This is a genomic window from Fibrobacter sp. HC4 (assembly GCF_023373925.1).
Taxonomy (GTDB): Bacteria; Fibrobacterota; Fibrobacteria; order Fibrobacterales; family Fibrobacteraceae; genus Fibrobacter.
The window spans coordinates 172,445-186,006 of record NZ_JALCZV010000001.1 but is presented as its reverse complement, the minus strand read 5'-3'; the positions used below and the strand labels follow the sequence as shown (position 1 = coordinate 186,006).

Sequence of the window (13,562 nt, the reverse complement as noted above, 5' to 3'; positions counted from 1 at the left end):
GAAAAAGGCGGTGGAAACGGCTATTTTAGCGAGGTTTCCACTGCCTTTTCTTTATTTTGTTTGTGGTTGGCGGCGAGAATAGGGGGGTGCAGAGGTATTTTGGAACGTGATTTTGTCCTTAAATCACCCAATATGGTTGGCGAACGGTTGGTTTTCGTGGCACAAGTTTAATATAACGTAACAAAAAGGCGGTGGAAAAGACCTGATTTGGTCAATTTCCACCGCCTTTTTTGCGGTAAAACGTCTTACAATCTCACGATTCGCATAGATATCGCCGGATAAGCTTTTCAACGGTTTCATAACTTAAGGGATGTTCACTAGTTTCTGTGGTCATGATGAAATTATCTCCAAGGAAGAAACCATTCTGCTGATATTCCTCTAGCTTCAAGGCCATTGTCTGTGCATAGGAGCTGTCATCAATTAACCCGAAGTGTTCCCATATGATTTCTTTTCGAGTTTTTTTGTTGAGGCAGGTGAAGTCCGGAAAGATATTGATGCGTTTTGAATTGTACTTTCCTTTGATAGATTGTTGGGTGATTTTCAACTTATGCGGGAATTCATATCGATATGGCACATTGAAATGATCTAGGGCGTTTGCGATGATGACTTCTGACTTGGATCGGACCCGTTCACCTCTAGCAGTTTTTAGCTCATGATCCGTCTTGTCAAAAGGACGACCGCAGAATTCTTTAAGTTGCCATTCATTGGCGTATTCATCATCAGAAATGATTCTGGGTTGTGTTAGCTTTTGACGTCCTGGATGTTGTTCAGACCAAAAAGTTTCAGCAATTTCTGGGTGATATGTAGCGATGCATGTCTGTAATGCCGTTCGTTGGTTGATTAATTGCTCTAGTAGTTTGGTATCGTAATCGCGTTGGGCGATTCGTTCTGCAATGTTCCATTCTTTTTTTGAAATGAATTTTCCTTTTTTACCGGTTTCTGAGGATATGAGATAATACTGATATGTTCCATTGTGTGGTGAAACCTTGAGTTTTTCTGTTGGAGAATTTTTTAAACAAATCCCGAGTTGTCTTATTGCGGAGTCAAGTTCTTCAACTCTTTTCTGAAGTGAAGACAGCACTCTGTCTTTGGACAAATGTATTAATACATTTTCCATGATAATCCTTTGTTATGACGCTTTTGATGAAAACCAGAATTCTAAAGTCTGGTTGTAGCGAAAATTTAGGGGGACGATATAATAAAAAATCTGAGTAATCAGATAGGGAATGTATAATAATGCGAATGAAAATATAGAAAATAAGGCGCGGCTGCGCGAAAAGCTTGGACTGTGTGCAAAAAAGGCGGTGGAAACGGCTATTTTAGCGAGGTTTCCACTGCCTTTTCTTTATTTTGTTTGTGGTTGGCGGCGAGAATAGGGGGTGCAGAGGTGTTTTGGAACGTGATTTTGTCCTTAAATCACCCAATATGGTTGGCGAACGGTTGATTTTTGTGGTGTGATTTAATATAACATAATAAAAAAGCGGTGGAAAAGACCTGATTTAGTCAATTTCCACCGCCTTTTTTAGGGGAGGCGATTTGATTCGCGAGGCGCGGATTAGCCAGCGACCTTTGCGAATGCTGCTGCCAGCTTTGCCATGGCTTCGTCCACTTCGGCAGCGCTGATGTTCAGCGGCGGAAGCATACGGAGCACGTTACCCTTGGCAGAGAGCACCATGAGCTTTTCTGCGCGGGCTGCAGCCACAACGTTACCCACCGGCATGGATTCGTCCAGAGCGAGGCCGACGATAAGGCCTTCACCACGAATTTCCTTGATGAAGCTGTACTTGGCCTTGATGTCAGCCAGAGCGGCGCGGATCTGCACAGCCCTATCCACAACATTCTGAAGTAAAGCGGGTTCTGCAACCTGGTTCACTACAGCGAGACCTGCAGCGCAAGCGATGGGGTTGCCACCGAAAGTGGTACCGTGGTCGCCGGCCTTCAGTTCATCGGCAATCTTCTGACGGAGCAGCACGCCACCCAGGGGGAGGCCGCCACCGATACCCTTAGCGAGAGTCACCAGGTCAGGATTCAGACCATACTTTTCAAAGCCAAGGAAAGTTCCGAGACGGCCGCAACCAGCCTGAACTTCGTCGACGATCACCAGCACACCGAATTCCTTCTGGAGGCTGTTGATGGTTTCAACCATTTCTGCGGACAGAGTCATGACGCCGCCTTCGGCTGCCAGAGATTCCAGCATGATGGCGCAGGTGTCCTTGTTGACTTCGGCCTTCAATGCAGCGCAGTCATTCCACTTTACATGTACGAAGTCGCTCGGCATGTTGCCGAAGCCTTCGCGCAGAGCCGGCTGACCGGTTGCAGAAAGAGCGGCAAATGTTCTGCCGTGGAAACTGTTCACGAAGGTGATGATCTTCTGCCTGTTGGCTTCACCCTTGCGATCGAAATACTTACGAGCAAACTTGATGGCACCTTCGTTAGCTTCGGTACCGGAGTTGCAGAAGAAAGCCTTGTCGAAACCAGTGATTTCCAGAAGCTTCTTGCCCAGTTCAACCTGGGGCATATTCACATAAAGGTTGGAGATGTGGTTGAAGCAATCCATCTGCTTCATCACAGCTTCCTTGATGGCCTTGTTCTGATGGCCCAGGGCGTTCACTGCAATACCAGCAACGAAGTCCAGGTACTTGTCGCCCTTGGAGTCGATGAGGTAAGAGCCTTCGCCCTTTACAATTTCAATGTCAGCCTTGCCATACAGCGGGGCGATGACGTTCTTATCCTGTTCAATAAAAGACATTTTAATATTCCTTTAGTGGTTAGTGATTGGTGGTTAGTTTTATAATCGCGGCGCAGCCGCCTTATTTTCACTGTTTACTAACCACTGTTTACTAATCACTTCTAGCGCTGAATAGTGCCGTAGTTGTGTTCGCCGTTAATCTGCTTGATGAAGGATTCTGCATCCTTCCAGCCTACGATATGAATGCTCTTCAGTCCTCGTCGGATGGACTTGAAGCTTTCGCGGACCTTAGGAATCATGCCGCCGCTAATAACGCCGTCTTCGATCAACTTTTCAGCATCGGCTTCGGAAAGTTCGGGAATCACCTGCTTGTCGCCATCGAGAACGCCCGGCACATCGCTCACCAGCACGAACTGATCAGCCTGAAGTGCCACAGCCAGTTCGCTTGCGGCAGTGTCGGCATTCACGTTCCAGCTGACGCCTACGCCAGTTTCGTCGGGACCGTAAGAAATGGGGCTAACTACAGGAACCCAGCCGGCTGCCCAGAGGTCTTCCACGATCTTCTGGTTCACCTTCTTGACTTCGCCCACAAGACCCAGGTCAACCTTGCCCTGCTTCTTGACTACTTCGAACAGCTTGCCATCCACACCGGAAAGACCGATGGAATTCACGCCGTTGTTCAGAAGCATGCGGACCAGCTTCTTATTCACGTGGCCGGAGAGGGTCATCTCCACCATTTTCATAATGCCGGGTGTAGTTACTCGGAGGCCATCGATAAAAGTGGGCTGTTCTCGCAGCAGGGAAATGTTTTCGTTAATGTCCTTGCCACCACCGTGCACAACGGCGACCTGGCAGCCCATAGCCGGAAGCTTGGAAACTGCTGCCACAAAATCGGCCAACTTGGCTTCGTCAATAGCCAGGCTGCCACCAATTTTAACAACCACTTTTTTCATTTTTTGTGATGTCCTCACTTAGTTTAAGCATATGGCTGTCGCGGGCACCTCCCGCAATATATAGCAAGCCACAGGCTTCATTCTGTTGTGGGAAATTTAGAAAAACATTGTCATCCCTCAATGTTTTTTTTGTTATATTTAAACCAAACTTAATTACAAACAACCCCAAAGAGGTATAACTATGGCAATTACTAAGGTTTGGCTGGACGAATCCAGTGATGAATGCGTTTCCTGCGGTGCTTGCGAAGCTACTTGCGATGCAGTTTTCACCGTTCCCGAAAAGATGCAGGTTAAGGCTGACGCTGATCTCGCTGCTAACGAAGACGCTATCAAGGACGCAGCTGCAGGCTGCCCCGCTGGCGTGATTAAGTTCGAAGAAGCTTAATGAGATGCAAAGGAGGGCTCGCGCCCTCCTCTGGACTCCTCCCCTAAATGCGGGAGGATTTCTTTTTTTAGATGCAAAAGGCGGGCTTGTGGCTCGCCTTAATTTTTTCGGGGGAGTTTTTTTATTTGGTGTATTTCTTGTACTGTTCCTTAACCCAGTTGGCGTCGTGGGCGACGGTCTCGATTAGGACTTCGTCAATTGCCCCGTTCCAGGTTTCGGTGCTGACTTCATCGCCGCCGACACGGAATGGAACCTTGCGCTTTAGGTTGTTGGGAACAAACTTCCACTCGGTGTAGTCGTCTCCTTTTTCATCCTTGAAGTGCATGACTTCGCCGTTCACATACATGCTGACTTTCTTGTTCCTGGAAATCAAAGCCAGGTGGGACCACTTGCCAACGGGAACGATGGAGGAGTCGCCGAAGTAGATGGCATAGGGATCGCCGGGGGTGCTCTTCATGGCAGTGAACCAGCCGGTGCAATGTTCGAAGTGCCACTGGAATCTGGAGGTACTGTCGCTCCAGTAGGCGCGCTGGCTGAATAGGATCTGGTGCTTTCCGTTGGTACCGTTCCACTTGGTCCAGAGCGACAGGGTGAAGTTGCCGCCGGTGGGGTCCAGGGAATCCAGGCTAATGAACTGGCCCGGCTTCAGCAGGATGGCCTTGCCCGAGACGCCTTCGACGTATTCGACCTTGGTTGCGGGAGTGGTGTCATTGTCATAGACGGATTCGGAGCCGTCCATGGTTAAGAGTAAGTTGATGGCGCTATCGGAAGATGCGGGGGCGCTTGCTGAACTTGCGGGCGTCCAATCTTCGGATTCCGGGGCGGCGATTATAATGCCGTCGTGCCCCTTTTCGCTATAGTATTCCATCCTGCTTACGGTGAGCCAGCTTGTGTCTGCTTCCCAGAAGTTCATCTTGGGCAATACGTAAATCTGCTTTTCGCCGTAGGTGTTGAATTCCAGGTGGGATTGCAACTGACCGTTGTCAGAGGCGGCGCTGGTGTCGGAGTAGGTCAGGGTGATATCGCCAGAGGGCATGTCGTAGAAGATAAAGTAACCGTCTGCGTCCAGCTTGGTGGTGGCGTTGCTGCCTACGATGCGGACTATGCCGGTGTTACGGTCGGCAATCTGGCCGGAGTAAATCTTGTGCTGGGCGATGGTGACAGTCTGCTGTTCAGTGGATCTTGCGCTAATCTTGGGTTGAACCAGCTTTGCAAAACCGCTGCTGTCTCCGGCAGAGGCGAACAATACTGCGGCCTTGTTGCCATCCAGGTTCAGTTCGAACTTGCCCTCTGCGTCGGTTACAGTTTCTACGGAATCCTCGATGCCATCTTGTTGCCAGCTGTCATAGTAGGCTACAACACGGGCGCGGGCCACGGGGGTTCCCGCCACGTCAAGGACAATGCCTGTAGCTACGGAGTTTCCAATGTCGGTAACGCCGCCGGCTACATCGTTAGAATCGGAGCATCCGGTAAGTACGGTGACGCTAAATACGAAGGAGGCGATGGCAGCGCCAATCAGCAAGAATTTCAAATTCGGCATGTTCATTAGACCTTGTCCTCCTTTGAAACCTTCTTGCTCATGGGGAATGCTACCAGCATCATTTCATAGACTCGCTCCACGTTGGGGTCGTTGGCGGCGCGGGTGATGATCTTCTTGCGGGCTTCTTCCAGAACTTCGACGGCGTAGTCGTAGGAACTTTCGCTCATGGCCAGCGTGGTGAATGCGGCGAATCGTTCCTGCTTGGGCTTGGATTCCACGGCGCCGATGGCGTGCTGCATATATTCGCGGCGGATCTGTCGCAGGGCCATGGGTGGGATGCGGGTGGCATCCAGCATCTGGGCGGTTTCCTCGAAACGGACTTCTCCATTGTCTGCGTCAACCTGTCTGATTATCCCCATTTCCTGCAAGTTCTTGATGGCTTCCCGTGCCTCTTCCGTGGTAATCTGGGGTTCCACCAGGCGGGCCAAGGTCATATAGTCGCCGTTCCAGTTAGAAGAAACGGCCAGTTCCCTGACGATGGGGTAGTACCATTTTGAAAAATAGACTTGCTCTCGGGTGGTGATGTGGGAAAATTCCAGCTGCTTGCGGATTTGCAGGATCTGTTCCCAGGCGTTTTCGCGTTCGTCTACCTGATGGGCCTGGTTGTACTGCACCAGCGCCTCGAAGTAGGACTTCTGCAGGGGCTCGAATTCCATGGCCTTGGCGATCTTCTCGATGGATTTTTGGGTCAGGTTGAACCGGCCACGAATCACGTTCAGGCAGTAGGAGCTGCTACTGAAGCCGGCCTTTGCCGCAAAAAAACGATGGGAGAAAACGGCCCGCATCTTTTTCTGTTCCTCGAAGTAATCTTGCAAGAACTTGCGGAAGTCGTCGTAGTCAAACAAACGTTCAAGAGCAATACTCATGAACCGTAAAATAAGCAAATTTTACACGCTGAAATCTTTCTTTTCGGTTATTTTTATGGAATGTCGGGTGTAAAACGTTAAATTTTGATAAAAAGTTTTACACGTTTTTGACAACTTACGTCAATTTTCCGCAACGCTATCCGCCGGTGACTGCGGCAACGGCTTTACATTGCCCTTTTCTGAAACGGGAACCTGGTTCACGAACTTCAGGGTGAATGACAGGGTGTAGTGCCCCTGGGTCGTCTTGGGGTACTTCTGCCTAGAGAGGGAACTCTTGACTTCGTTATTGAATCTGGGGTAGCCGGTGGTGGAGGCGATTTCGGTCATGCCGACTACGTCGCCACACACGTCGATCGTAACGTCCAGGGAGAGGCTGCCTTCGAAGCCGGGGTTCTGCTTCTGGAATTTCTTGTAGATGTAATTCAGGCCGTTGGTACGGTCCTTCATGAACTTTTCGATTTCTGCCATGCCGCCTTCCATATTGCCGTGGACGGATATTTCGTCGATGGTGGGCATGATGACTGTACCGGTAAAGGATTCGGAAGAGTTGCTGTTGGCCAGTTTCTGCTGTTCCGCAAAGCCTTCAGGTACGACAGAGTAGTCGCGAACAATATTTCGGGGTTTCTTATGATTTCCAGTTATGGCCAGGACCAGCAAGGTGAGTCCCGTGATGAGGATTAGGCCACAAGCGAATTTCAAAGCGAATTTATTCATCATTACAACAATATAGGAAGTGTAGATAGTGAAAACAAGTTTACATATTTAAGACAAGATTGAACGTGAGAAATTTCACTTAATGGCAAAATAAAAGCCCGGGAGCAAAACTCCCGGACTTTCAATTTCAACCTCAGCCTTGCGGCTATTTGAACTAGACTCTATTTGAACTTGGCACAGCTTCGCAGTGCTAGATGTGGCGGTTATCAAATGCAAGTGCAAGCACTTGCGCTTGATAACCTATTTCATCTTTTTCATCATAGACTTGAGGAGGGGGTTGACCTTGGCGGGCTGAGCGGGGGCGTTGCGGTTGCCCTGGCCCGGAGTGCCCTTGCCTGCAATCTTTGCCTTGAGATCTGCGATGGTAGCGTGACCCTGGAGGCTGCCGCGGTTCTGGTTGTCGCGACCGCCAAAGCCGCCACGACCATTGCCCTGACCACGGGGACCACCGACGCGCTGGCCGCGAGGACCGCTAACGCCTGCACCGGCCACACCATCAACCTGTTCGGTCTTCATGGAAAGGCTGATACGCTTCAGCTTGGCGTCAACGGCAACAACACGTACCTTCACCACGTCGCCCACGGTAAGAACGGTCTTTGCGTCTTCCACGAACTTGTCGCTGATTTCGGAAACGTGTACAAGGCCGTCCTGGTGAACGCCAATGTCAACGAAGGCGCCGAAGTTAGCCACGTTGGTAACCACACCTTCCATCCAGCTACCGGTAATTAGGTCGTTGATTTCCTTGATCTTGTCGTCGAACTTTGCGTAACGGAATTCCTTACGGGGGTCGCGGCTGGGCTTCTGAAGTTCGCGCATGATGTCCTGCAGAGTTTCCTTACCCACTTCGTCGGAAAGGAATTCTTCAAGGTTGATGGCCTTGACTGCATCGGCATTGCCCACCAGTTCCTTCACCGGTACGCCAGCCTTTTCGGCCATCTTTTCGATGAGGGCGTAGTTTTCGGGATGGACTGCGGAATCGTCCAGCGGGTTTTCTGCACCCGGGATGCGCATGAAGCCTGCGGCCTGTTCGAAAGCCTTGGGGCCAAAGCCCTTCACCTTCTTCAGGTCTTCGCGGCTGGCGTAGGCGCCGTTAGCTTCGCGGTGCTTGACGATGGCTTCGGAAAGAGTATTGCTGAGGCCTGCAACGTGAGAAAGCAGCGGGGCAGAAGCGCTGTTCACATCCACACCCACCATGTTCACGCAGGATTCCACCACTTCGTCCAGGCGCTTCTTCAGTTCGCGCTGGTTCACGTCGTGCTGGTACTGGCCCACGCCAATGGACTGGGGGTCAACCTTCACCAGTTCTGCCAGCGGGTCTTGCAGGCGGCGGCCGATAGAGATGGCGCCGCGGGTAGTAACGTCTTCCTTGGGGAATTCCTGGATAGCGATCATGCTTGCGCTATAGACAGATGCACCTGCTTCAGAAACGATAACGCGGGGCGGAACCTTGCCCTTGAACTTTGCGGCCATTTCGGCGCAGAAGGCGTCGGTTTCGCGGCTGGCGGTACCGTTACCGATAGCGATCAAGTCAATCTTGTACTTGTCGATAAGGCCCATGAGGTAAACTGCAGAGGCGGCCTTGTCGTTCCAGGGTTCGTGGGGCTTGATAATGCCGTGGTCCATGAACTTGCCGTTTTCGTCAAGTACGGCAACCTTACAGCCAGTACGGAAACCCGGGTCGAGAGCGAGAACTGCCTTGTGGCCGGCGGGAGCAGCCAGCAGAACGTCCTGCAGGTTCTTGCTGAACACCTTGAAGGCTTCTTCTTCGGCGGCGTCCTTCAAAAGCAGGCGGACTTCGCTTTCCATGCTGGGTGCCAGCAGGCGGTCCCAGGCATCCTGGCACATAGCTTCAAGATAGGGGGTCCAGGTGGTGTTGCCCTTGATGACGTTTGCCTTCAGGTAGCCAACCATTTCTTCGTTGGGAACTTCGATGGAAAGGCGGAGCACCTTTTCCTTTTCGCCGCGGCGCAGGGCCAGCATACGGTGAGACGGAATCTTGCTCACCTGTTCGCTAAAGTCGTAGTAGTCCTTGAACTTGGTTTCTTCCTTTTCGAAGTCCTTCTTCACCTTGGAAATCATGACGCCAGTCTTTTCCACCTTGCTACGGAGGTACTGACGGAATTCGGTGTTGTCTGCAACTTCTTCGGCCAGAATGTCGCAAGCGCCCTTGAGTGCAGCCTTGGGATCAGCCAGGCCCTTTTCTTCGGACAGGTAGATGAGGGCGATCTGTTCGGCGGTGTTGCCGGTTTCTTCCTGAGCCCACATGAGGCGAGCCAACGGTTCAAGACCCAGTTCCTTTGCGATGGTTGCGCGGGTGCGCTTCTTGGGCTTGTAGGGGGCGTAAATATCTTCCAGCAGGGTCTTGTCCTTACAGGCTTCGATCTGAGCCTTCAGTTCCGGTGTAAGCTTGCCCTGTTCTTCGATGCTCTTCAGGATGGTTTCCTTGCGGTCAACCAGTTCCTGCAGATAGTCGCGACGGTGGCTGATGTCGCGGAGTTCAATTTCATTAAGGGTGCCCGTCTGGTCTTTACGGTAGCGGGCGATAAAGGGGATGGTACCACCCTGGTCCATCAATTCAAGTGCCTTGGAGACACGCCATACTTCCAGGTTCAGTTCTTCAGCAATAACAGCAGAAAAATCCATAATTCTAATTCCAGTTTGATTTATAGGGTCCGGCAGCCTTTAACTAGGAGTCTCGGCCTAGGCCCTGGTTTACAACAGCTCCCATCAGGGGAGTAAGGGAGAATATAACAATAAAAAATGACACTGGAGTGTCATTTTTAGGTTAAAGGTTAAAGGTTAAAGTCTTTCCACTTTAACCTTTACACTTTACACTCTATTATACATGTTCTCGTAATATTTTTCGTATTCACCGCTAGTAATATTGTCCAGCCATTCCTGGTTGTCCAAGTACCACTTCACGGTCTTCTCGATACCTTCCTCGAACTGGAGGGAAGGTTCCCAGCCGAGCTCGCGCTGCAACTTACTACTATCAATGGCGTAGCGGGCGTCGTGGCCAAGACGGTCGGTGACGTAGGTAATCAGGTCAAGGTCTTCGCCCTCGGCGCGGCCCAGCAGACGGTCCACGGTCTTGATGACCACCTTGATGATGTCGATGTTCTTCCATTCGTTGAAACCGCCGATATTATAAGTTTCGGCAATCTTGCCATTGTGGAAGATAACGTCGATAGCGCGGGCGTGGTCTTCGACAAAGAGCCAGTCGCGAACATTTTCGCCCTTGCCGTAAACCGGCAGCGGCTTCTTGTGACGAATGTTGTTGATGAACAGCGGGATCAACTTTTCCGGGAACTGGTAGGGGCCATAGTTGTTGGAGCAGTTGGTCACGATGGTAGGCATGCCGTAGGTGTCGTGGAAGGCGCGGACGAAATGGTCGGAGCCAGCCTTGGATGCACTATACGGAGAATGGGGAGTATACTTGGTGGTTTCGTAGAAGAAGTCGTCACCGTATGCCAGATGGTGTTCAGAGCTGGAGGCAGTGGTGGTAAACGGCGGTTCGATACCTTCCGGATGGTTCATCTTGAGGGCACCGTAGACTTCATCAGTAGAAATATGGTAGAAGCGCTTGCCCTCGTACTTTTCGGGCAGGGATTCCCAATAAAGCTTTGCGGCCTGGAGCAGAGCCAGGGTGCCCATGACGTTTGTGCGGGCGAAGGTGAACGGATCCTTGATGGAACGGTCCACGTGGCTTTCTGCTGCCAGGTGAATAATACCGTCGATCTTTTCGTCCTGCATCAGCTTGTAGAAGGCGTCGAAGTCGCAGATATCCATCTTCACGAACTTGTAGTTAGGCTTGCCTTCGATGTCCTTCAGGTTGGCCAGATTGCCTGCGTAAGTCAACTTGTCCAGGTTGATGATGTTGTATTCGGGGTACTTATTCACGAAAAGGCGTACTACATGGCTTCCGATAAAGCCTGCGCCGCCGGTAATGACAATATTCTTCATATCTTATAATATAAAAATGAGAATTGTCTATTGTGACAACCTTTTGTCAATTTTCCTATACATTTTGACGGCCTGTTTGGACAAAAACCATTTTTTAGGTTAATTTTATGCTACAATCAATAAAAATTTAAGGTGGAAAACATGAAGACAAGTTTACTGCGTTCAATTTTTGCGGGCTCCTTGCTTGTGCTTGGGGCTGCCGGTATGGCGTCCGCACAGAGCGGTATGGCTGGTGGTCAGGATGGTCTGCATCAGATTGGTGCCAATACCCTCGGTCAATGGAATGTGTCGTTCGGTCTCGGCGGAAATGCATCTCTGGACTGCTGGTCCATGGCTGCCGGTGGCGAAATGCACGACAAGAACGGCGACCGTTTTGTGCTTAACGACGAAGCTGTAGCTCTTTCCGGAAATGTAAATCTGGCCATGGGTTTTACCAATTGGCTGGACTTGGGTGTTGTCCTTCCTTTTAACATGGATATCGTTGGCGACCACGAAGACCGCTTGAGCGACTCCGATATGCGCTCTCCGGGTCTGGGCGATTTGGAAGCCTGGTTCAAGGTTCGCGCTGTCGGTAACGACGAATCCCTGTTCAAACTCGCTATTCTGGGTCAGCTCTATGCTCCCACCGGTAGCGAAGATGCCGGTGTACGTCCCCGTCACGCTTGGTACCTGAGCAAGCGCGATACCAAGCCCTACACCGCAGGTGACTTTGCCTTTGGTGGTGGTCTCGTTTTCACCTTTGACTTTAACAGCGTTGGTGCTCCTCTCCGTTGGAATACCCAGGCTAGCTATATCCGCGTAGTGGATCATAATGAGTCTGATGTTCTTTCCTATAGCACCGGCTTTAACTTTTCTCCCATCAGCCTCCTGGACATCTTCCTGGAACTCTCCGGCGAAATGCACCTGGATGATGACGTAGCTCCCATTGATCCTACGGTTGATCCGCTCCTGATTACACCGGGTGTGCGTTTCCATGCCGGCAAGAATATGGATATTGCTTTGGGTGTGGATATTGCCGGACGTATGTTCAAGAACCTGGACTTTACTGCTGACAAGGATCTCAAGGGCAAGGAAGGCTTTGACGTTCGCAATGATGTGGGCGATGGTGAAGTCTATACCTACAAGTATTCCTCTACTCCTATTGTTTCTGGCTCTCTCTCCTTTGTCTGGCGCTTTGGCAGCAAGGTGGATAAGCCCGAAGTTAACGTAGACTCCCTGATCCAGGTCCGTGCCGATTCTCTGGCCAAGGTGAAGGTGGATTCTATCATGGCAACCATCGACACTACCACCAAGATCGATACTGTTGCTAAGGTCGATACTATTGCCAAGGTTGATACCATTGCCAAGGTCGATACCGTCGCCAAGATCGACACAATTACCACTGTTGACACCATCAAGGTGATTGACATGGTGGCGGACTCCGTGAACAGAGCAAGACTTGATTCTGTCGCCGCAGTCAATGACTCCCTGGCCAAGCTCTCTGGCGACGATGACAAGGACGGCGTTCCCAACATGGTCGACAAGTGCCCGGGTACTCTGCCTGGCCTGAAGGTCGGTGCAGATGGTTGCGAAGTGGATACCGATGGCGATGGCGTTGTTGATTCTCAGGATAAGTGCCCGGGATCTAACGAAGCTGCTCCGGTTGACGCAAACGGCTGCGAATTCGACGACGACGGTGACGGCGTTGTTAACGCTCAGGACCTGTGCCCCAGGACCATTAGCGAAGCTGCCGTTGACGGCGATGGCTGCCCCACTAACAAGAATGAAGACCTGGAATACCTCCAGTCTTTGGTGACCTTCAAGAAGGGGACCGCCAAGTTCAATAAGGGTGCAACCAAGGCTCTCGATCAGCTGGCTGGCATCATGCTCCACCGTGATAACCTGCGCATTGAAATCCAGGGCCACGCCGATGACCAGAAAACTTCTGAAAAGAACAAGGATATGTCTCAGAAGCGTGCAGACGCCGTTGTAGACTACCTGGTTAAGAAGGGCGTTCCCTCTAAGCACGTTCGTGCCGCCGCTTTCGGTGATACTCAGCTCCTGGTTCTCCCCAAGACCGACAAGAAGGGTAAGAAGAAGGCCAAGAGCAACCCGAAGAACAACCGCGTTGTGTTTGCTTCTCACGTAAAGCAGCCCAAGAAGACTGAAGCCGCTCCGGCACCCGCAATGACTCCGGCTGCTCAGCCCGCTGCCGCTCCGGCACCCGCAGCTCAGCCTGCAGCTCCTGCTCCGGCTGCTGAAGCCGCTCCTGCAGAACCTGCTGCCGCTCCTGCCGCAGAAGCTCCTGCTGCCGAAAAGCCCGCAAAGTCCAAGAAGGCTGCTAAGGCTTCCAAGAAGTCCGCAAAGAAGCCTGCTAAGAAGGGCAAGAAAAAGTAATCTGGCTGTTCACCCCGAGACTCTCGGGGTCGGCTAAATAGCAGAAAAGCCTCGCTTTAAAAGCGGGGCTTTTTGC

10 protein-coding genes are annotated in these 13,562 nt (G+C 51.2%); 2 read left to right on the top strand and 8 right to left on the bottom strand.

The window, feature by feature from the left end; all coding sequences use genetic code 11:
* Nucleotides 1-253: 253 nt before the first annotated feature.
* The 3 genes from MMG03_RS00820 to argB form a co-directional block, all read right to left on the bottom strand.
* On the bottom strand, nucleotides 254-1,117 hold the full coding sequence (locus MMG03_RS00820) for a hypothetical protein (RefSeq protein ID WP_249505404.1): 864 nt from the start codon (nucleotides 1,115-1,117) through the stop codon (nucleotides 254-256).
* Between the two features lie 438 nt (nucleotides 1,118-1,555).
* A complete protein-coding gene (locus MMG03_RS00815; protein WP_249505403.1) occupies nucleotides 1,556-2,749 on the bottom strand; it encodes an aspartate aminotransferase family protein in 1,194 nt (397 codons plus the stop codon).
* Nucleotides 2,750-2,850: 101 nt separating this feature from the next.
* Nucleotides 2,851-3,642, bottom strand: coding sequence for an acetylglutamate kinase (gene argB, locus MMG03_RS00810; protein WP_249505402.1), 792 nt, complete (start codon nucleotides 3,640-3,642; stop codon nucleotides 2,851-2,853).
* A 181-nt stretch (nucleotides 3,643-3,823) separates the two neighbouring features.
* On the opposite strand from argB, the gene MMG03_RS00805 reads away from it, so the two are divergent.
* Entirely contained in the window at nucleotides 3,824-4,027 is a 204-nt protein-coding gene (locus MMG03_RS00805) for a ferredoxin (protein WP_073155492.1), read from the top strand.
* Nucleotides 4,028-4,148: 121 nt separating this feature from the next.
* Here the strand turns inward: MMG03_RS00805 and MMG03_RS00800 are convergent, their stop codons facing one another.
* The 5 genes from MMG03_RS00800 to MMG03_RS00780 form a co-directional block, all read right to left on the bottom strand.
* Nucleotides 4,149-5,573 (bottom strand): LamG-like jellyroll fold domain-containing protein, encoded by a 1,425-nt coding sequence (locus tag MMG03_RS00800; protein WP_249505401.1) that lies wholly within the window; start codon nucleotides 5,571-5,573, stop codon nucleotides 4,149-4,151.
* Nucleotides 5,573-6,433: a TIGR02147 family protein gene (locus MMG03_RS00795; RefSeq protein WP_073155497.1), complete on the bottom strand. Its 861-nt coding sequence runs from the start codon at nucleotides 6,431-6,433 to the stop codon at nucleotides 5,573-5,575. The genes MMG03_RS00800 and MMG03_RS00795 overlap by 1 nt, the downstream gene beginning before the upstream one ends.
* Before the next feature lie 120 nt (nucleotides 6,434-6,553).
* On the bottom strand, nucleotides 6,554-7,150 hold the full coding sequence (locus MMG03_RS00790; RefSeq protein WP_249505400.1) for an AgmX/PglI C-terminal domain-containing protein: 597 nt from the start codon (nucleotides 7,148-7,150) through the stop codon (nucleotides 6,554-6,556).
* Between the two features lie 237 nt (nucleotides 7,151-7,387).
* Nucleotides 7,388-9,790 (bottom strand): Tex family protein, encoded by a 2,403-nt coding sequence (locus MMG03_RS00785; protein ID WP_088658997.1) that lies wholly within the window; start codon nucleotides 9,788-9,790, stop codon nucleotides 7,388-7,390.
* Between the two features lie 186 nt (nucleotides 9,791-9,976).
* Nucleotides 9,977-11,110 (bottom strand): dTDP-glucose 4,6-dehydratase, encoded by a 1,134-nt coding sequence (locus MMG03_RS00780; RefSeq protein WP_073155506.1) that lies wholly within the window; start codon nucleotides 11,108-11,110, stop codon nucleotides 9,977-9,979.
* A 141-nt stretch (nucleotides 11,111-11,251) separates the two neighbouring features.
* Here MMG03_RS00780 and MMG03_RS00775 point away from each other — a divergent pair, with 141 nt between their 5' ends.
* Entirely contained in the window at nucleotides 11,252-13,486 is a 2,235-nt protein-coding gene (locus MMG03_RS00775; protein ID WP_249505399.1) for an OmpA family protein, read from the top strand.
* Nucleotides 13,487-13,562 lie beyond the last annotated feature (76 nt).

Excerpts from the sequence above, each read along its gene's own strand:
- MMG03_RS00820 (WP_249505404.1), bottom strand. The coding sequence starts at position 1,117 with ATGGAAAATGTATTAATACATTTGTCCAAAGACAGAGTGCTGTCTTCA.
- MMG03_RS00815 (WP_249505403.1), bottom strand. The coding sequence starts at position 2,749 with ATGTCTTTTATTGAACAGGATAAGAACGTCATCGCCCCGCTGTATGGC.
- argB (WP_249505402.1), bottom strand. The coding sequence starts at position 3,642 with ATGAAAAAAGTGGTTGTTAAAATTGGTGGCAGCCTGGCTATTGACGAA.
- MMG03_RS00805 (WP_073155492.1), top strand. The coding sequence starts at position 3,824 with ATGGCAATTACTAAGGTTTGGCTGGACGAATCCAGTGATGAATGCGTT.
- MMG03_RS00800 (WP_249505401.1), bottom strand. The coding sequence starts at position 5,573 with ATGAACATGCCGAATTTGAAATTCTTGCTGATTGGCGCTGCCATCGCC.
- MMG03_RS00795 (WP_073155497.1), bottom strand. The coding sequence starts at position 6,433 with ATGAGTATTGCTCTTGAACGTTTGTTTGACTACGACGACTTCCGCAAG.
- MMG03_RS00790 (WP_249505400.1), bottom strand. The coding sequence starts at position 7,150 with ATGATGAATAAATTCGCTTTGAAATTCGCTTGTGGCCTAATCCTCATC.
- MMG03_RS00785 (WP_088658997.1), bottom strand. The coding sequence starts at position 9,790 with ATGGATTTTTCTGCTGTTATTGCTGAAGAACTGAACCTGGAAGTATGG.
- MMG03_RS00780 (WP_073155506.1), bottom strand. The coding sequence starts at position 11,110 with ATGAAGAATATTGTCATTACCGGCGGCGCAGGCTTTATCGGAAGCCAT.
- MMG03_RS00775 (WP_249505399.1), top strand. The coding sequence starts at position 11,252 with ATGAAGACAAGTTTACTGCGTTCAATTTTTGCGGGCTCCTTGCTTGTG.